This is a genomic window from Geothrix sp. PMB-07 (genome assembly GCF_030758935.1).
Lineage (GTDB): Bacteria > Acidobacteriota > Holophagae > Holophagales > Holophagaceae > Geothrix.
Genome location: NZ_CP132333.1, coordinates 1038632 through 1057454, shown reverse-complemented (window position 1 = coordinate 1057454; position 18823 = coordinate 1038632). Strand labels below are relative to the sequence as shown.

Below are 18823 nucleotides of genomic sequence, written 5' to 3'. Positions count from 1 at the left end.
CTCATCATGCGAGGCAAATGTGTTTTCATTTGGGACAATCCCTCCAGGAGCCTGCCGTGAACCCACGCCCCCTCACCAGCCTCGCCCTGGCCCTCTGCGCCAGCCTGCTGTCCGCCCAGCGCCCCGCCCCTGCCGCCCAGGCAGCGCCTGGCGCCCCCGCTCCGGCCCGTCCCGGCGGGGCTCCCGCGCCCGAAGCCAACGAGCCCAAGCCCTACGACAAGGTGATCACGCCCGAGGCCAAGAGCCAGGAGGGCTTCATCAAGGTTCATCAGCTGAAGGGCAAGGTCTATTTCGAGATTCCCAAGGCCCGGCTGGAGCAGGAACAGCTGCTGGTGGTCACCGCGAACCGGGTGCCCGCCAACATCAACCACGCAGGCCAGGTGGTGGATTCCGACGTGGTGCGCTGGGTGTTGAAGGAGAACCGTCTCCTCCTGCAGCAGGTCTCCCACGCCATCGTGGCCGACCCCGCCAAGCCCGTGGCCAAGGCCGTGGCCGCCAACAACACCGACACCATCCTCATGAGCTTCCCCGTGGAGGCCTTCGCCAAGGATGGATCGCCCGTCATCGAGGCCACCAAGCTCTTCACCTCGGAAGTCCCTGAATACAGCGCCCGCCAGGTGCTGGGCGCGCAGATGTTCGATCCCAGCCGCAGCTATGTGGACAAGGTGAAGGTCTTCCCCGAAAACCTCAACGTCGAAGCGGTGCAGACCTACAGCGTGCCGTTCAGCCCCGCAGGGGCCCCCAGCCCTTCCCCTTTCGGAACCCCGACCCTGCGCCCCGGCACCAGTGGCACCGTGACCATGTTCTATTCCTTCCTCCAGCTCCCCGAAAAGCCCATGCTGCCGCGGGTCTTCGACGAGCGGCTGGGCTTCTTCAGCGTGCGGAACACCGACTACGGGCGCGACGAGCATGAAGCGATGCGGCGCACCTACATCACGCGGTGGCGCCTGGAGAAGAAGGATCCCGCGGCCGCCCTCAGCGAACCCGTGAAGCCCATCGTGTTCTACATCGATGCCGCCACCCCCGCCGCCTGGGTGCCCTTCATCAAGAAGGGCGTGGAGGCCTGGCAGCCCGCCTTCGAGGCTGCCGGGTTCAAGAACGCCATCCTGGCCAAGCCCGCTCCCACCAAGGAGCAGGATCCCGATTTCGACGCCGGCGATGCCCGCTACTCCGTCATCCGCTGGGTGCCTTCGCCCGTGGCCAACGCCTACGGGCCCCACATCAGCGACCCCCGCAGCGGCGAGATCCTGGAAGCCGACATCGTGCTGTACCACAACATCCTGCAGCTGCAGCGGGACTGGTACTTCACCCAGGTCGCACCCCTCGACAAGCGGGCCCAGAGCCTGCCCCTGCCCGACGACCTCATGGGCGAGCTGCTGGCCTACGTGGTCACGCACGAGGTGGGCCACTCTTTGGGCTTCCCCCACAACTTCAAGGCCAGCTCTCAATACCCCTTCGAGAAGATCCGCGACAAGGCCTGGGTGAAGAAGATGGGCCATGTGTCCACCCTCATGGACTACAGCCGCTTCAACTACGTGGCCCAGCCCGAGGATGGCTTCGATCCCGCGGACCTCATTCCCAAGATCGGCCCCTACGACATCTTCGCGGTGAAGTGGGGCTACACGCCCATCCCCGATGCGAAGACCTCGGATGACGAGAAGGCCAGGCTCAACGAATGGCTGAAGGTCCAGGAGACAGAGCCTTGGCTTCGCTTCTCCACCGCCGGGGCCGCGGGCGTGGATCCCGGCGAGGAAACCGAAGCGGTGGGTGATGCCGATCCCGTGAAGGCCACGGCACTGGGCACCAAGAACCTGCAGCGCGTGCTGGGCCTGCTGCCCAAGGCCAGCCTGAAGCCCGGTGAGGATTTCCGGGAATTCGGCCACCTCTACGAGGCCATCTGGGGACAGTGGCGCCGGGAGCTGGGCCACGTGGCCAACCTGGTGGGCGGCTTCGACACCGTGAACAAGCACGCGGGCCAGAGCGGTGGCCGCTTCAGCCCCATCGCCAAGGCGCGCCAGGCCGAGGCCGTGAAATACCTCAATGGCGCCATCTTCAAAACCCCCACCTGGCTGCTGGACCACGCGACCCTCGCCAAACTGGAAGCGGGCAGCGGCCAGGTCCGGTTGCTGGCGGCCCAGAAGGGCGTGCTCAGCACCCTGCTGGATCACGCCCGGCTGTCCCGGCTCGAGGAACAGGAAGGCCTCCTGGCCGAGAAGGCCTACACGGCCAGCCAGCTGCTGCTGGACCTCCGCGGTGGCATCTTCACAGAGCTCCAGAGCGGCGCCAAGGTGGACCCCTACCGCCGCAACCTGCAGCGGGCCGCCCTGGACCAGCTCGGCGCCCTGCTGAACAGCGCCCCCACCCCTCAGATCGCCAGCGGCGGCCTGGGCATGGCCATCCTCCAGCCCAACCTCAGCGATGACACCCGCGGCGCCGTGCGGGCTGAACTGAAAGCCCTGCAGGCCCTCGCCTCCCGGCCCAACCCGGACAAGGCCACCAAGGCCCACCTGGATGACCTGAAGGATCAGATCGCCCGCATCCTCGACCCCAAGTTCTTGGCCAACGCTGCAGGGCCTGCTGGAGTCGCTGCGGGCCGCCGCATCGAAGACAGCTGCTGGCCCGGCGTGGCAGACGTGCTCGAATAGCTGACTGGAGGTTCCATGCGCGTTCCCGGTTTCCGCGCCCTGCTGCCCGCCGCCCTGTTGATGCTATCTCCGCTGGTCGGCGGGGACAGGGTCACGGGGCGGGCCTTCGCCACCCGCTCCGAGGTGGCGGCGCAGCACGGCATGGCTTGCACCAGTCAGGCCCTCGTCACCCAGATCGCGCTGGACATCCTCAAGCAGGGCGGCTCCGCCGTGGATGCTGCCATCGCGGCGGACGCGGCCCTGGGCCTCATGGAGCCCACGGGCAGCGGCATGGGGGGCGACCTCTACGCCCTGGTCTGGGAGGCGAAGACAAAGAAGCTGCATGGCCTCAACGCCAGCGGCCGCTCGCCGAAATCCCTCCGCCTCGATCATTTCAGGAAGCTCGGCCTCACGCACATCCCCGCCCAGGGGCCCCTGCCTGTCAGCGTGCCCGGCTGCGTGGACGGCTGGTTCGAGCTGCACCGCAGGTTCGGCAAGTTGCCCATGACCCAGGTGCTGGCCCCGGCCATCCGTTACGCCCGGGAAGGCTTCCCGGTCTCCGAACTCATCGCCTACTACTGGGATCGCAGCGTTCCGGTGTTGGGCAAGTATCCGGGCTTCCTGGACACCTACACCGTCGACGGCAAGCGCGCCCCCCGCAGCGGCGAGGTCTTCCGCAATCCCCGCCTGGCGAAAACGCTGGAGACCGTGGCGCGCGAAGGCCGCGATGCCTTCTACAAGGGCGACATCGCCCGGCGGATCGACGCTTACATGAAGGCCAACGGCGGCTTCCTCAGCTATGAGGATCTGGCGGCCCACCACTCCGACTGGGTGGAACCCGTCAGCGTGAACTACCGCGGCTACGACATCTGGGAGCTGCCACCCAACGGCCAGGGCATCGCCGCCCTGCAGATGCTGAACATCCTCGAGGGCTACGATTTCTCGAAGATCCCCTTCGGCAGTCCCCAGCATGTGCACCTCTTCACCGAGGCGAAGAAGCTGGCCTTCGAGGACCGCGCGAAGTTCTATGCGGATGCCGACTTCATGAAGGTGCCGCTCTCCTGGCTGCTTTCCAAGGACTACGCCGCCCAGCGTCGCGCCCTCATCGGCGACCGGGCCTCGCGCCGCCTGGAGGCCGGGCATCCGCCTCTCAAGGAAGGCGACACCATCTACCTCACCACCGCCGATGGCGAAGGCAACCTGGTGAGCCTGATCCAGAGCAACTACCGGGGCATGGGCAGCGGCATGACGCCCGGCGACCTGGGCTTCTGCCTGCAGGACCGGGGCGAGCTGTTCAACCTGCAGGAGGGCAACGCCAACACCTACGCCCCGGGCAAGCGCCCCTTCCACACCATCATCCCGGGCTTCATCACCCGGGGCGGCGAGCCCTTCCTCAGCTACGGCGTCATGGGCGGCGAGTTCCAGCCCATCGGCCACGCCCAGGTGGTGATGAACCTCGTGGATTTCGGCATGAACGCCCAGGAAGCCGGTGACGCCCCGCGCATGAGCCACGATGGCTCGCCCGAGCCCACGGGCGAACCGGGCAAGTTGCCGGGCACCATCCAGCTGGAGAGCGGCTTCCCCTACGAGACCGTGCGCGAGCTCATGAACCGCGGCCACGGCGTGGGCTGGCTGCTGGGCGGCTACGGCGGCTACCAGGCCATCCGCTGGGATCCCAAGCAGAAAGTCTATTTCGGCGCCTCGGAATCGCGCAAGGATGGGCAGGCCGCTGGGTATTAGAGGACCCGCGCCAGACTAGAGGAACAAGGTCGGATCCAGCTTCCAGTCGGCGGGTTCCTCGTAGTCCACGATCTGCTCGGTGATGGGCGTGAGGACGACGTCGCGGGGTTGGAGCTTCAGCTTCCGGCCGATGTCATAGACGATACGCACCGTGGGCCGCAGCAAATCCTCGCTCTGTTCCACCACCACAGCCAGTCGATCATTGGACAGGCGCACCAGTGAGCCCACGGGGTAGATGCCCAGGGTGCGGATGTACTGCTGCACCAGATCGCCGTCCAGGTGGGAGCCGCTCCATTCCAGCAGCTTCTTCAGCACTTCGCTGGGCTCCTTGGCCTTGTGGTAGACCCGGTTCGAGGTGAGCGCGTCGTAGACATCCACGATGGCCGTCATGCGGCCAATCTGGGAGATCTGCTCGCCCGCGATTCCCCGCGGGTAGCCGCCCCCGGCCATCTTCTCGTGGTGCTCTCCGGCGATCTGGATGACCATCCGCGACACGCCGGGAACGCCCTCGAGCAGATCCATGCTCATGGAGGCGTGGGATTTCATCACCGTGAACTCATCATCCGTGAGCTTGCCGGGCTTGTTCAGAATCTCGTTGGGCACCTTCATCTTGCCCACGTCGTGCAGCAGGCCGCCCAGCCCCGCCTCCTCCACCGTGGCCGCGTCCATGCCCATGGATTGGCAGAAGGACACCAGCAGGGCGCAGATGCTCACCGAATGCTGAAAGGTGTAGGTGTCGGCACTCTTGAGGCGGGAGAGGCTGATGAGGGCTCCGGGATTCCGCAGCACCGAAGCATGCATGGCCTTCACCAGGGGCTTGGCCTTCGCAGGGTCCAGCTGCTTGCCCAGCCGCACATCGGTGAGCAGTCCATCCACCACCCCGATGGCGTCGCCCATGATGCGCTTGGCCGCGGCGGATTCCTCCCGCTGGGACACCCGGGCCGGAGCCAGGGCCGGTCCCCCGGCGGCCGTATCTTTCATCTGCTTGGCGATGGCCTGATCGATCTCCCCCTGGGTTGGCGCCCCGGCGACATCCCCGCCTTTTTCCGTATCGATGTAGATCTCATCCAGGCCCTGCTTCTTCATCTTCGCAATCTGATCGGTGCTCTTCAGCAGGAACTGCTGGCGCAGGAAGCCATGCTGCAGCCACCCGCAATTGAGGTCGTGGACATACATGCCTTCCTTGAGATCCTCGACCTTCACCCGCTTGATCGCCATCCGTGCTGCCCCCGTTCTGTTACCTGGATCGGTCCTGCCTGGCGGGAAGATGAGCGGTGGCACAAGCGGGGCTCTGCCCCTCTCTGACCGCGGTGAACTCGCAGAAGTGTAGACCTGTCAGAACACCCACGGGATGTAGAATGAAGGTTCGGACCGCGCCCAGCGGCGCTTTCAGGGGGGGTTGACCGTGCTTCAAGCCTATCGCCAACATGTCGCCGAACGCGCCGCCCTGGGCATCCCCCCCCTGCCCCTCACCGAATCTCAGACCCACGATCTGGCCGAGCTGCTGGCCCACCCCCCTGCAGGCGAAGAGGCCTTCCTGCTCGATCTGCTCACCCATCGGGTGCCTGCGGGCGTGGACGATGCCGCCCGGATGAAGGCGGCCTTCCTGGCTGGGGTGGCCAAGGGCACCGAAAAGGTTGCCCTGGTCTCCCGCGAGAAGGCCACGGAGCTGCTGGGCACCATGCTCGGCGGCTTCAACGTGAAGCCCCTCATCGATCTGCTGGACGACGCTCAGGTGGGCAGGATCGCGGCCGAGGGCCTGAAGAAGACCTTGCTGGTCTTCGATGCCTTCGCCGAGGTGAAGGCCAAGGCGGATGCGGGCAATGCCAACGCCCAATCCGTGCTGAAGTCCTGGGCCGAGGCCGAGTGGTTCACCAGCCGCCCGGAAGTGCCCCAGAGCCTCACCCTCACGGTGTTCAAGGTGAGTGGTGAAACCAACACCGATGACCTCTCCCCGGCACCCGACGCGTGGAGCCGACCCGACATCCCGCTCCACGCCCTGGCCATGCTGAAAAATGCCCGTCCGGGCATCAACCCCGACGAGCCCGGCAAGGTGGGGCCCCTCAAGCAGCTGGAGGCCCTCAAGGCCAAAGGCCACCTGGTGGCCTACGTGGGCGATGTGGTGGGCACGGGTTCCTCCCGCAAGTCCGCCACCAATTCCGTGCTGTGGTTCACGGGCGAGGACATCCCCTTCGTGCCCAACAAGCGCTTCGGCGGCGTCTGCCTGGGCACCAAGATCGCCCCCATCTTCTACAACACCATGGAAGATGCCGGCGCCCTGCCCATCGAGCTGGATGTGAACGGCATGGAGATGGGCGATGTCATCGAGCTGCGCCCCTACGAAGGCAAGGCCCTCAAGAACGGCCAGGTCATTGCTGAATTCCAGGTGAAGTCCGACGTCATCTTCGACGAGGTGCGTGCCGGGGGCCGCATTCCCCTCATCGTGGGCCGTGGGCTCACCGCCAAGGCCCGCAAGGCCCTGGGCCTGCCCGAATCCACCATCTTCCGCCTCCCCGCCATCCCCAAGGACACCGGCAAGGGTTATACGTTGGCCCAGAAGATGGTGGGCCGCGCCTGCGGCACCACGGGCATCCGCCCCGGCACCTACTGCGAGCCGCACATGACCACCGTGGGTTCCCAGGACACCACGGGCCCCATGACCCGCGACGAGCTGAAGGATCTGGCCTGCCTGCAGTTCTCCGCTGACATGGTGATGCAGTCCTTCTGCCACACCGCGCCCTATCCCAAGCCCGTGGATGTGAAGACCCACCGCGAGCTGCCGCCCTTCATCACCAACCGCGGTGGTGTCTCCTTGAAAGTCGGCGACGGCGTCATCCACTCCTGGCTGAACCGCCTGCTGCTGCCCGACACCGTGGGCACCGGCGGCGACTCCCACACCCGCTTCCCCATCGGCATCTCTTTCCCTGCCGGTTCAGGCCTGGTGGCCTTCGCCGCCGCCACGGGCGTCATGCCCCTGGATATGCCGGAATCCGTACTGGTGCGCTTCAAGGGCGAGCTTCAGCCTGGTGTGACCCTGCGCGATCTCGTCAATGCGATTCCCTACTACGCCATTCAGCAGGGCCTGCTCACGGTGGAGAAGAAGGGCAAGAAGAACATCTTCAGCGGCCGTATCCTGGAGATCGAAGGGCTGCCCAAGCTGAAGGTGGAACAGGCCTTCGAGTTGTCTGACGCCTCCGCCGAGAGAAGCGCCGCGGGCTGCACCGTGCGCTTGGACAAGGAACCCATCATCGAATACATGACGTCCAACATCACGTTGATGAAATGGATGATCGCCAACGGCTACGAGCACCGCGAAACGTTGGAGAACCGCATCCGCGCCATGCAGGCCTGGATCGCCAAGCCCGAACTGCTGGCCCCGGACGCGGACGCCGAATACGCCGCCGTCATCGACATCAACCTGGCCGACGTGAAAGAACCCCTCCTGGCCTGCCCCAACGATCCCGATGACATCAAACCCCTGTCGGTGGTGGCCGGCGACACGATCGACGAGGTATTCATCGGTTCCTGCATGACCAACATCGGCCACTTCCGCGCCGCCGGGAAGCTGCTGGACGGTAAGACGGACATCCCCACCCGCCTCTGGATCGCCCCGCCCACCAAGATGGACGAGTACATCCTCACGCAGGAGGGCTACTACGGCATCCTGGGCCGCACCGGCGCCCGCATGGAGATGCCCGGCTGCTCGCTCTGCATGGGCAACCAGGCCTCCATCCGCAAGGGCAGCACGGCCATGTCCACCTCCACCCGCAACTTCCCCAACCGTCTGGGTCTGGATACCCGCGTCTACCTGGGCTCCGCCGAGTTGGCCGCCGTCTGCGCCCTGCTGGGGAGGATCCCCACCGTGGCCGAGTATCTGGAGCAGGTGGGCATCGTGGGCCAGAAATCCGCCGACATCTACCGCTACATGAACTTCGACCAGATCCCCGATTTCCGGGAGCTGGCGGATACGGTCACCGTCTAGCCCCTGCTCTGAATTGGGTTCGGAGGCATCGCCTTCGAACCCAATTCAGAGTGACCGCCGGGGCGGTCCGTGCTAAACTTATCAGTTCTTACACCACCTTTCGGGGGGTTCCCATGGGGATCTTTGAGGGCCACATCCGCGTGCACGGGGGCGACCGCTTCGCCCTGGTGGCCTCGCGCTGGAACGATTTCATTGTTGAACGCCTCATCGACGGCGCGAAGGATTGCATCCTGCGCCATGGCGGCAACGAAGACCAGTTGGACCTCATCCGCGTACCGGGAAGCTTCGAACTGCCCCAGGCGGCCAAGCTGGCGGCGCAGAGCGGTCGCTACGCCGGCATCATCGTGCTGGGCACCGTCATCCGGGGCGGCACGCCCCACTTCGACATGATCGCCGCCGAAGTCACCAAGGGCGCCGCCCAGGTGGCGCTCGACACGGGCCTGCCCCTGGCCTTCGGCGTGCTCACCACGGACAGCGTGGAGCAGGCCATCGACCGGGCTGGTGCCAAGATGGGCAACAAGGGCTGGGAGGCCGCCATGAGCGTCCTCGAGATGGTGGATCTGGCCCACACCCTCGGCAACACCAAGAAGGGACACAAGTAGATGGGAGTTCGTCGACGCGGGCGGGAATACGCCCTGCAGATGCTGTACGCCATGGATCTCACGGGCTACCAGCCGGATCAGGTCTTCGCTGGCTTCTACGCCATCCAGGATCTCAACCGGGATGCCTTCTACTACGCCCGGCGCCTGGTGGACGGCGTCCACGGACAGATGGACGAGATCGACGAAGTGCTGGGGAAGTACGCCGAGCACTGGAAGATCCACCGCATGGCCGCCGTGGACCGGAACCTGCTGCGCCTCGGCCTCTACGAGCTCATGTTCGTCAAGGAAGTGCCCTTCCCCATCGTCATCAACGAGGCCCTGGAGATCGTCAAGGAATTCAGCGATCAGGAAGGCACGCAATTCCTCAACGGCATCCTGGATGCCGCCCGCAAAGAATTCCGCCCAGAAGAAACCGGCCCTCGCGCCAAAAAGAAGGCGGCCATCGCTGAGCCTTCCGAAGAATCGTGACCTGACCACTCCCCCCTGGTTTGGTATGCTCGATCCCTTCCCTCGCCCGATCTGACCGTTGGAGCCCTGATGAGCACCTCCCGTAAGAAATCTGCGGCCGTGAAGAAAACGCCCGCGCCCCGGCCCGCTGCCAAGTCCACCGCCAAGCCCGCTGCCGCGCCCAAGTCTGCTGCCCCTGCCGCCAAGAGCCTCACCAAAGCTTCGGTTCAGCCCATCGGCCTGGATGAAATCAAGAGCCTCATCGCCCTGGTGGGCCGTGAGCCCTTCCAGGAATTTGAGTTCGAAGCCGGCGACATGCGCTTCCGCATCCGCAAGGATGGGCCGGCCCCGGTCTTCCAGGCCCCTGTCGCTGCACCCATCGTCATGGCTGCGTCGGCACCCGCGCCTGTGCACGCCATTCCCGCGGCCCCTGCCGCGCTCCCTGCCCTGGCCGCCACCACGGACGAGCCCGGCATCCACTACGTCACCAGCCCCATCGTGGGAACGTTCTACCGCTCCTCCAATCCCACCGCCACGCCCTTCACCTCGCCCGGCGATTTCGTGAAGCCTGGCCAGACCCTCTGCATCATCGAAGCCATGAAGCTCATGAATGAGATCGAAAGCGACGTGGCCGGCGAGATCGTCAAGGTGCTGGTGGAGAACGGCACTCCAGTCGAGTACGGCGAGCGCCTCTTCGCGGTCCGGATCGGCTAGCCATGGGCGCTGCCATCAAACGCAAAACCACGGTCGTTCCCTCGGCCCACATCGACGCGCCGCCCTTCAAGAAGGTGCTCATCGCCAACCGCGGGGAGATCGCCCTGCGCGTCATCCTGGCCTGCAAGGAAATGGGCATCCAGACGGTGGCTGTCTATTCCGAGGCCGACCGCAATGCCCTGCACGTGCGCTTCGCCGATGAGGAAGTCTGCATCGGGCCCGCACCCTCCTCCAAGTCCTACCTGAACATCCCCCAGGTCATCGCCGCGGCGGAAGTCACCGGCGCCGAAGCCATCCACCCCGGCTACGGCTTCCTCAGCGAGAACGCGCACTTCGTGGAAGTCTGCCTGGCCTGCGGCATCACCTTCATCGGCCCCAGCGCCGAAATCATCCGCAAGATGGGCAACAAGGCCCAGGCCAAGGCCACCATGCTCGAAGCGGGCGTACCCCTCATGCCCGGCAGCGACGGCATCGTCGAGACCGTGGAAGAGGCCCTGGTGGTGGCCGAGCAGATCGGCTACCCCGTCATCGTCAAGGCCAGCGCCGGCGGCGGCGGCCGCGGCATGCGCATCTGCAACAACGCAGAAGAACTGCCCGACCTTTACAACACCGCCCGCACTGAAGCCAAGGGCGCCTTCGGCGATGACAGCGTCTACATGGAGAAATACCTCCTGGAGCCGCGCCACATCGAAGTCCAGATCATGGGCGATCTCTTTGGCAACGTGGTGCACCTGGGCGAGCGCGAGTGCTCCATCCAGCGCCGCCACCAGAAGCTCATCGAGGAAAGCCCCAGCGCCGTGCTCACCCCCGAGCTGCGCCAGCGCATCTGCGATACCGCCGTGCGGGCAGCCAAGGCCGTGGGCTACTACAACGCGGGCACCATCGAGTTTCTGCTCGACAAGCGCGGCGACTTCTTCTTCATGGAGATGAACACCCGCGTCCAGGTGGAGCACCCCGTCACCGAGCTGGTCACGGGCATCGACATCGTGAAAGAGCAGCTGCGCATCGCCGCGGGCCAGAAGCTCAGCTTCACCCAGGCGGATGTGGTCCAGAAGGGCCACGCCATCGAGTGCCGCATCAACGCCGAAGATCCCTACAAGTTCACACCCAGCCCTGGCCGCATCACCGCCCTGCACTTCCCCGGCGGGCCCGGCATCCGTGTGGATACGGCCATGCACCAGGACGCGGTCATCCCCCCCCACTACGACTCCATGGTGGCCAAGCTCATCGCCTACGGCGCTGATCGCTCCGAAGCCATCGCCCGCATGCGCCGCGCCTTGGACACCCTGGTCATCGAGGGCATCAAGACCACGGCCCCTCTGCATCGCCGCATCATGGACCATCCCGACTTCATTTCCGGCGCCTTCTCCACCAAGTGGATGGAGACCTTCATGGAAGAACTGAAGCGGAATCCCACCGGAGATCCCCGGTAAGGCGAGATTCCGATAGACTGTCACTGTGCCGCTATAGCTCAGTTGGTAGAGCGCCCGCCTTGTAAGCGGATGGTCGTTGGTTCAATTCCGACTAGCGGCTCCAATCTCTGGGAGCCTCATGGACCTCTCCACCCCCTTCGGTCATGAGTGATTCCAGCCAGCCCCGCCCCAGCCTCCTGCGCTCCGCGGGGGTGGTGGGCTTCATGACGCTGTTGAGCCGCATCACGGGGCTGGCCCAGACCTTCTTCCTCAGCCATGTGCTGGGCGCGGGCCCCGCGGCGGATGCGTATTTCGTGGCCATCCGCCTGCCCAACCTGCTGCGCCGCTTCACCGCCGAAGGCACCATGACCGCCGCCTTCCTGCCCACCCTTTCCGAGGTGGAGGCCACCGAAGGCCGCGCGGCGGCGCAGGCTGTGGCCGCCCGCTTCATGGGTGCCCTGCTGGTGTTCCTCCTGCTGGGCGTGGCCTTGGTTCTGCTGTTTATGGGCCCGCTGGCGGGCTTTCTCACCCTGGGCCGGCCCCAGGTGCAGGGTGAGCTGACAGCCCGACTGGGCCGCATCATGTTCCCCTACCTGGCCCTGGTGAGCCTCACGGCGGGCTACGCGGGGCTGCTGAACCTGCGCCACCGTTTCGCGTTGGCCGCCTCGGTATCGGTGTTCTGGAACCTGGCCTTCATCGGCTTCGGATGGGCCACCCTGCGCGTGCTGGGACGAAGCGGCACTGTGCTGTTCGACACCCGAGCCGTGGTGTGCGCCTTCGCAGTGCTGGCCGGGGGCGTGCTGCAGCTCCTGGTGATTCTGCCCGCCGTTCGGCAGGAGGGCTTCGGACTCTCCCTGGGCCTGCATCTGCGCGACCCCTGGGTGTTCAAGATCCTCAGACGCATGGGGCCGGGCATGCTGGCCGCAGGCATCTACCCCATCAATGGCGTCATCAGCGCCGCCATCGCCTCCCGCCTCCCCAACGGCGCCCAGACCGTGCTCTTCAACAGCGGCATGATGAGCGAAATGGTCATGGGCCTCTTCGCCATGAGCCTCGCCACCGCGGGGCTGCCCACGCTGTCGCGGCAGGCAGAGGCCCAAGACTGGCCCGCCATGAACCGCAGCTTCATCCAGTCCCTCTCGGCTTCGGCCCTGTTGGTACTGCCCGCCTCCGTGGGTCTGGCGGTGCTGGCCCGGCCCATCTGCGCCCTGCTCTTCCGCACCGGTGCCTACACACCGGGCGATTCGGATTGGACCGCGGTAACAGTCGTATTCAATTGCCTGGGCCTGGTCTTCGTGGCGGGCCAGCGGCTGGGCAACCAAGCCCTCTACGCCCTCAAGGACTACCGCGGCCCCGCCGCCCTGGCTGGCGGAACCCTGCTGCTGAACGTGCTGCTCAGCCTGGTCCTGATGAAGCCCCTGGGAACCCGCGGGCTCGCCCTGGCCAACGGCCTGTCCAGCCTGGTCGGCATGCTCCTGTTGGTGCTGCGCCTGCGACCTCGCCTGCCGGGGCTGACCTTCCGGCCCCTGCTGGATGCCACGGCCCGGGCCCTCGCGGCCTCCACCCTCATGGGCCTGGCCGCCTGGGGCGGGGCGACGTGGCTGGCGCTGAATGCGCCCCACGCCTTCACGCGGTGGGCCCTGGGCTGGCGGCTGCTCCCCCTGATCGCCCTCTGTGGATTGTTCTACGGCCTCTGCGCCGCGGTCCTTGGCCACCCGGAGGCCAAGGACCTGGTCGGAAAGCTCCGCCGCAAACTGGGGCGTTCCTGACGCAAGGTTGCTCCCGAGCCATTATTGTTTTCCGCGCTCCCTGCCAGACCACACCGCTTCCAGCTGCTCTTTCAGATCCTGGAAGCGGAAGGGTTTCTGGAGCGATCCCGAGAAGCCGAAGGCCGCGGCCGTGCCCCGGCCAAAGGCCTTCGAGTAGCCGGTCATCAGCACGCCGTGAAGCGTGGGGCGGATTTTCCGCATGGCCTCGAAGGCTTCGGGCCCGCTCATCTGCGGCATGGAGGCATCGGTCAGGAAGAGGCCGATGGCGGCTTCGTTGGCATGGAACACCTCCAGGGCCTCGGCGCCATTCTCGGCCGCGAACACGGGCCCGTAGCCCCACTTGGGCAGCATGCCCACCACCAGATCCCGGATGGCGGGATCATCTTCAGCCACCAGAATGCCCCGGGCGCTTGGCCGCGTGGCGCCTGCGGGTGACATCGCCGCCTGGACATGGATGGAGACAGGGAAGTAGGCCCGGAGGGTGGTCCCTTCGCCTGGCGTGCTGAGGATCTGCAGGCAGGCCGAGTGGGAGCGCAGGATGCCCAGGGCCGCGGAAAGCCCCAGCCCGCGCCCCTGTCCCTTGGTGGTGAAGAAGGGATCGCAGACCCGCTCGAGCTGCTCCGCGGGAATGCCGGGGCCCCCATCCTGCACTTCCAGGCGCAGGAACCGCCCCACCCGACCCGGCGCAGGCCAGAAGCCCTCCAGCAGGTCCGCCTCCGCGAGCTCCTGCAGAACGGTGCGGATGCTGATGGCGGCACCGGCTTCCTCCGTGGCCTCAATGGCGTTCAGCACGAAGGCGGACAGCACCTTCATCACCTGGCCCTCGTCAGCCGGCACCAAGGGCAGGTCCTCGCCGGGGCTGTAGGCCAAGCGGGCGGGCCTCGACAGGAAGGTGCGCCACAGGGCGAGCCCCTCGACCACCACGTGGCCCAGATCCACGGGCGCTTCCTCCCGCAGCGTCCGCCCCGAGTAGTCGAGCATTTCCTTGGCCAGCACCGTGGCCCGGTCCACCCCGCCGCTGATGAGGGACAGCTCTTTGGCCAGATCGGCATTCCCCGCGCTGAGGCTCTGCACAATCTCCAGATGGCCCTGCGTCACCTGGAAGGCGTTGTTGAGTTCATGGGCGATGCCTGCGGCCATGAGGCCGAGGCTCTCCAGCTTCTCGCCCCACCGCAGGGTGCGTTCCATCCGCTTGCGGTTGCTGAGATCGCGCACGATGAAGAAGAAGGCATGGGGCGATCCATCAGGATTGCGAAGCACGTCCCCGTTGGTCTCCTGAAAGAAGATGCTGCCATCCTTGCGCAGCCCCTTGAATTCGCTGGGGCCCGCATGCTGCCCGGACAGCAACGCCAGCAGCCTTTCCTCCAGCCGTGAATGATCCTCCATGGCGATGAATTCCCGGAGTGAGCGGCCGAGAATCTCTTTCGGATGGGTGTACCCGAACATGCCCAGGATACGGGGGCTCAGGTAGGTGAGGCAGCCTTCCAGATCGGCCATCGCGAAGCCATCGGGGCTCTTTTCCACCATGGTGTGGAAGAGCGCTTCCGCGTGACGGCGCTCGGTGATGTCGTTGGAGGTGGCCAGCATCGCTTCGTGGCCTTCGTAGGTGATGAGCGAGGCGGTGATGATCTGGGTGCGGGGCCGACCCTGGCCATCCAGCATGACCACCTCCCAGCCGCTGGACCTGCCCTGGGCGCGCAGCTGCGCCACCAGATCCAGGCGCGCGGATGGATCCGCGTAGAACTCCAGCATCCGGCGCCCGGCAGGCCTGGGGCCTTCGAGTCCGAACAGACCGCAGGCCAGGGGATTGGCGAAGAGGATGGTGGAATCTTCCGCATGGCTGATCGTGATGGGGAAGCCCGCTTCATCCAGCAGGCGGCGGTAGCGGTCCTCGCTGGCCGCCAGGGCGTTCAGCGCCCGGGCGCATTCCGTCTCCACGGTCTCCAGGGTGGACACCCGCCACTTCAAGCGCCGGATTTCTTCCTTCAGGGCTTCCACATCCTGGGCTTCGTCCCCCATCGGCACCTCCTCTGGGGATGGCTTGGGTCATTCCATGGATTGAACGCCTTCTCGGTGTTTTTGGCGAAACCTTGAATCGGAGCGCCCTCACACAAAAAAGCGGCCGGGAAAATCCCGGCCGCTTTGCAGATCAAGCCAACTTCACTTCTGCAGTTCCATGGTGATCACCGCGCCGCCCATCTGAGGCAGGACCGCGCTGGTCTTCACCACCTTGCGGGTGGCGGTGTCCACCCAGAGGTTCTGACTGCCGGGATCGCCCACGGCGGAGGTGATCTCCACCTTCCAGGCCTTGAAGGTTCCCGCAGGCACCGTCACGGATTCCTGCGCCACCACCTTGGCCTGTTTGAGATCGACCTTCTGTTTCTGCAGATCCACGTTGCGGAAGGTCACACTGTAGCCCTCGGCCAGAGGAAGGGCCGCGAGAGAATCCTGGGAAGCGGAACCCTCCGCATAGGCCTGGCCACCCAACTCGATGCTGAAGGGCTTGGGCTCGGCGCCCATGGCCAGGCTGCCCGTGGCCTTGGTGCCATCGAAGGTCATCTCGATGGTGGCCGGGCCCTGTTTCACCAGGCGCTTCTGGGGCACCAGCGTGTCCTTGGCGATGGTGGTGGTGTCCAGGGCATCGCCCATGGGCAGCTTGGTGGCCTCGGTGATCACCCAGGTTCCACCCTCTTCCTTGATGGTGCGCACCTGGCTGAGGGGCATGTTCTGGGGGCCAAGGGCCAGCGTGCCCGCGTAGTTGAAGGTGCCAGCGATGGGCTGGGCCACCGCCTTGGGCAGGCCCACGGAAGCGGCATCGGTCTTCTTGGCCAGCACCACGGTCTTGGGATCGACGGTGATTTCCGGCAGACGCTTCACCACATCCGGCTTCCCTCCTTCCTGGTAGCGGGCCTTCAGATACTTGGCCAGGAACTTCTCGGCGGCGGCGAACATGGCCTGGCTGTTCACCGGGCGGGCGAAACCATGACCCTCATCCGGCGCGCAGAGATACTCCACGGGGAAGTTGCGGTCGCGCAGGGCGATGACGATCTGATCGCTTTCGGCCTTCTTCACGCGGGGATCATTGGCGCCCTGGACGATGAGGAGCGGCGTCTTGATCTTGTCGGCGGAATTCAGCGGCGACTGGCGCTCCAGCTGCTTCTTGCCCTCGGGCGTGTTGGGATTGCCCATGCGCTCGTGGAAGATGATGCGGCCCGCTTCCCAATAGGGCGGAATGGTTTCAAGCAGCGTCAGCAGGTTCGAGGGCCCCACGATGGGCACCGCCGCGGCGTAGAGGTCGGGCGTGAAGGCCACGCCCGCCAGCGAGGCGTAACCGCCATACGAGCCGCCCATGATGCCCACGCGCTTGGCATCCACGGTGCCGTTGGCCACCAGGTGCTTCACGCCCCAGGTGATGTCGTCCTGCATGAGGTCGCCCCACTGCTTGTTGCCTGCATTGAGGAACTTCTTTCCATAGCCGGTGGAGCCGCGGAAATTGGGCTGCAGCACCGCGTAGCCGCGGTTGGCCAGGAACTGCGCGAAGGGATTGTAGCCCCAGCTGTCTCGGGCCCAAGGGCCACCATGAGGCACCACCACCAGGGGCAGGTCCTTCGCGGGAATGCCCTTCGGCAGGCTCAGGAAGGCGGGAATCTCCAGACCATCGCTCGATTTGTAGTGGATGGGCTGCATGGCCACCAGGGGCTCACGGGGGAGATCCTCGCGGGAGGTGTATTCCTTGGTGAGCTTCTTGGTGCGGCGGTCGAAGAGGTAGCGGGTACCCGGATCGCGGTCACTGGAGGCGTTCACCATGAGCAATTGCTCGTCGTTGGTCATGGAGCCCAGGCCGATCTCGCGGCCTGGCAACAGCTTCTGCAGCAGCTTGTAGTCAGCCTCCCACGCCTTGTTCTTCCAGTAGATGCGGGTGTGCTCGTCCTCATAGGTGGTGGCCAGCAGTTCGTCCGTGAGATCGGAGAAAATGGCATTGCCAAAATCCACGCGGTTCTTGGGATCGGATTCGATCTTCTCTTCCTTGCCCGTGGTGGGATCGAAGAGCACCAGCTCGGCCAGATCGCGGTTGCCCTTGTTGGTCTCCAGGTAGACCCGCTTCCCATCCTTATGGAAGTTCACCGGTCCAGCGGATTCAAAGACGTTGCACTCGTAGACCTTGGTGAAACCCTCGGGATCCACGCGGAGGATTTCGGTATCACCCTTATCCGTGGTGCGGGTGGCCAGGCGCAGGTTGGCCTGTTTGTCGAACACCCAGCCTGAAATCCGCTCGGTGTTCTTGCGGATGAGGGTGCGCTCACCCGTGGAGATCTTCACCTTGTAGACGTCGTGCCAGGAGGCATCGCGGTCATTGAGGCCCACGTACATCGTGTCGGGATCGGCCTTGGGCACGGCCAGGATCTGGGCCCGGGCACCCTTGGCGGCCGTGAGGTTGCGGGCTTCGGGGACCTCCTTGCCTGCGGCCACCGGAGCCGAAGGATCCACGGCGTAGACGTTGTAGTTTTCGTCGCCATCCTTGTCCTGCACGAAGAGGATCTGCTTGCCATCCCGGCTCCAGAAGAAGCCCGGAATGGGGCGCTTGGGATCGGCCGTGATGAGGCGTCCCTTGCTGTAGGGCTCGCCCACCTTCTTCACCCAGACGTTGCGGGTGTCCTTGTAGGGCTTGAGGAAGGCGATCCACTTGCCATCGGGCGAGAGCTGGGCTCCGGCGATCTCGGGATTGCCGAAGAACTTGTCCCGGTCGATGAGCGGGGGCAGCTGGTTCTTGTGAGCCTGGGCCGCAGGTGGCTTGGCCCCTTCGGCGGCCAGGGGCAACACCAAGGCGAGGGCTAAGGCCGAGCGCAACAGGCCGGGCAGATGAGCGAGGGGGGCCATAAGCAAGACTCCTTGTGAGGGGGGATTGGAAAAACAGGTTACGCCTGGAGGCTCTCCCGGTTGAGAACGGCTGCCTGGACGGTCGTCCCCGGGGGGTGGACGGTCGGATGGCGCAGGTCGACGGGGAAGGCCGTCTGATGACTCCGAACTCTCCTGAGTCCGTCTCGTCCATGGCAAAGTCATGGGCGGGAGGTTCCCGTGAAGGCCGTCATCCAGCGTGTAAAACGGGCCCGCGTCCAGAGCGGGAGCCAGGAGGCGATCATCGGCCCTGGCCTGCTGGTGCTGGTGGGGCTTGAAACCGGCGACACGGAGGAAACCTGCGCCTGGGCCGCGGCCAAGCTCGCCTCGCTGCGCATCTTCGAGGATGAGGACGGGAAGATGAACCGGGGCTTGCAGGAAGTGGGCGGCGAGATCCTCGCGGTGAGTCAGTTCACCCTGGCGGGAAGCATCGCCAAAGGCCGACGCCCTTCCTTTGATGGCGCCATGGCCCCCGAGGCCGCCCGGGAGCTCTTCCACGTTTTTCTGGGTCTGCTGAAAGCCCAGCACCCGGCAGTGAAGACGGGTTTCTTCCAGGAGCACATGGAAGTCGAGCTCGTCAACGATGGCCCCGTGACCTTCATCCTGGAGCGGTGAGCCGCCCTGGAGCCGGGGATCT

The 18823-nt window shown here is 65.5% G+C and carries 12 protein-coding genes and 1 tRNA gene; 10 read left to right on the top strand and 3 right to left on the bottom strand.

From position 1 onward, the window contains the following. Positions 1 to 56 precede the first annotated feature (56 nt). Together Q9293_RS04575 and ggt are read left to right on the top strand one after the other, a co-directional pair. Positions 57 to 2645, top strand: coding sequence for a zinc-dependent metalloprotease (locus tag Q9293_RS04575; protein ID WP_306250493.1), 2589 nt, complete (start codon positions 57 to 59; stop codon positions 2643 to 2645). Between the two features lie 15 nt (positions 2646 to 2660). Beyond that, on the top strand, positions 2661 to 4364 hold the full coding sequence (gene ggt / locus Q9293_RS04570) for a gamma-glutamyltransferase (protein WP_306250491.1): 1704 nt from the start codon (positions 2661 to 2663) through the stop codon (positions 4362 to 4364). A 15-nt stretch (positions 4365 to 4379) separates the two neighbouring features. On the opposite strand, the gene Q9293_RS04565 is transcribed toward ggt, so the two are convergent. Beyond that, positions 4380 to 5582, bottom strand: a complete 1203-nt coding sequence (locus Q9293_RS04565) for an HD-GYP domain-containing protein (protein ID WP_306250490.1) — start codon at positions 5580 to 5582, stop codon at positions 4380 to 4382. A gap of 187 nt (positions 5583 to 5769) precedes the next feature. On the opposite strand from Q9293_RS04565, the gene acnB reads away from it, so the two are divergent. From acnB to murJ, 7 genes are all read left to right on the top strand, one after another. Continuing rightward, the gene (gene acnB / locus Q9293_RS04560) at positions 5770 to 8346 is read left to right on the top strand and encodes a bifunctional aconitate hydratase 2/2-methylisocitrate dehydratase (protein WP_306250488.1); all 2577 of its coding nucleotides are present in this window, start codon (positions 5770 to 5772) and stop codon (positions 8344 to 8346) included. A gap of 113 nt (positions 8347 to 8459) precedes the next feature. Next, entirely contained in the window at positions 8460 to 8948 is a 489-nt protein-coding gene (ribH, locus tag Q9293_RS04555) for a 6,7-dimethyl-8-ribityllumazine synthase (RefSeq protein ID WP_306250486.1), read from the top strand. After that, entirely contained in the window at positions 8949 to 9416 is a 468-nt protein-coding gene (gene nusB / locus Q9293_RS04550; protein WP_306250484.1) for a transcription antitermination factor NusB, read from the top strand. It abuts the gene before it with no gap. Positions 9417 to 9629: 213 nt separating this feature from the next. Continuing rightward, complete coding sequence (gene accB / locus Q9293_RS04545; RefSeq protein ID WP_372342194.1) at positions 9630 to 10109, top strand: acetyl-CoA carboxylase biotin carboxyl carrier protein; 480 nt, start codon at positions 9630 to 9632, stop codon at positions 10107 to 10109. Positions 10110 to 10111: 2 nt separating this feature from the next. Then, a complete protein-coding gene (accC, locus tag Q9293_RS04540) occupies positions 10112 to 11542 on the top strand; it encodes an acetyl-CoA carboxylase biotin carboxylase subunit (protein WP_306250479.1) in 1431 nt (476 codons plus the stop codon). 27 nt (positions 11543 to 11569) lie between these two features. After that, positions 11570 to 11645 (top strand) — tRNA-Thr (locus Q9293_RS04535). 40 nt (positions 11646 to 11685) lie between these two features. Further along, positions 11686 to 13290, top strand: a complete 1605-nt coding sequence (gene murJ / locus Q9293_RS04530) for a murein biosynthesis integral membrane protein MurJ (RefSeq protein ID WP_306250477.1) — start codon at positions 11686 to 11688, stop codon at positions 13288 to 13290. A 21-nt stretch (positions 13291 to 13311) separates the two neighbouring features. Here murJ and Q9293_RS04525 read toward each other — a convergent pair whose 3' ends face one another. Beyond that, positions 13312 to 15309 (bottom strand): PAS domain S-box protein, encoded by a 1998-nt coding sequence (locus tag Q9293_RS04525; RefSeq protein WP_306250475.1) that lies wholly within the window; start codon positions 15307 to 15309, stop codon positions 13312 to 13314. Positions 15310 to 15450: 141 nt separating this feature from the next. Further along, a complete protein-coding gene (locus Q9293_RS04520; RefSeq protein WP_306250473.1) occupies positions 15451 to 18168 on the bottom strand; it encodes a S9 family peptidase in 2718 nt (905 codons plus the stop codon). Between the two features lie 198 nt (positions 18169 to 18366). Between Q9293_RS04520 and dtd the strand changes: the two genes are divergently transcribed. After that, positions 18367 to 18801 carry a D-aminoacyl-tRNA deacylase gene (dtd, locus tag Q9293_RS04515; protein ID WP_306250471.1) on the top strand — a complete coding sequence of 145 codons (435 nt, stop codon included), beginning with the start codon at positions 18367 to 18369 and terminating at the stop codon, positions 18799 to 18801. The last annotated feature ends 22 nt before the right edge of the window (positions 18802 to 18823 follow it).

Bases quoted from the DNA above. Each gene is read 5' to 3' on its own strand.
- ggt (WP_306250491.1), top strand. From the start codon at position 2,661: ATGCGCGTTCCCGGTTTCCGCGCCCTGCTGCCCGCCGCCCTGTTGATG.
- Q9293_RS04565 (WP_306250490.1), bottom strand. From the start codon at position 5,582: ATGGCGATCAAGCGGGTGAAGGTCGAGGATCTCAAGGAAGGCATGTAT.
- ribH (WP_306250486.1), top strand. From the start codon at position 8,460: ATGGGGATCTTTGAGGGCCACATCCGCGTGCACGGGGGCGACCGCTTC.
- nusB (WP_306250484.1), top strand. From the start codon at position 8,949: ATGGGAGTTCGTCGACGCGGGCGGGAATACGCCCTGCAGATGCTGTAC.
- accC (WP_306250479.1), top strand. From the start codon at position 10,112: ATGGGCGCTGCCATCAAACGCAAAACCACGGTCGTTCCCTCGGCCCAC.
- murJ (WP_306250477.1), top strand. From the start codon at position 11,686: ATGAGTGATTCCAGCCAGCCCCGCCCCAGCCTCCTGCGCTCCGCGGGG.
- Q9293_RS04525 (WP_306250475.1), bottom strand. From the start codon at position 15,309: ATGGGGGACGAAGCCCAGGATGTGGAAGCCCTGAAGGAAGAAATCCGG.
- Q9293_RS04520 (WP_306250473.1), bottom strand. From the start codon at position 18,168: ATGGCCCCCCTCGCTCATCTGCCCGGCCTGTTGCGCTCGGCCTTAGCC.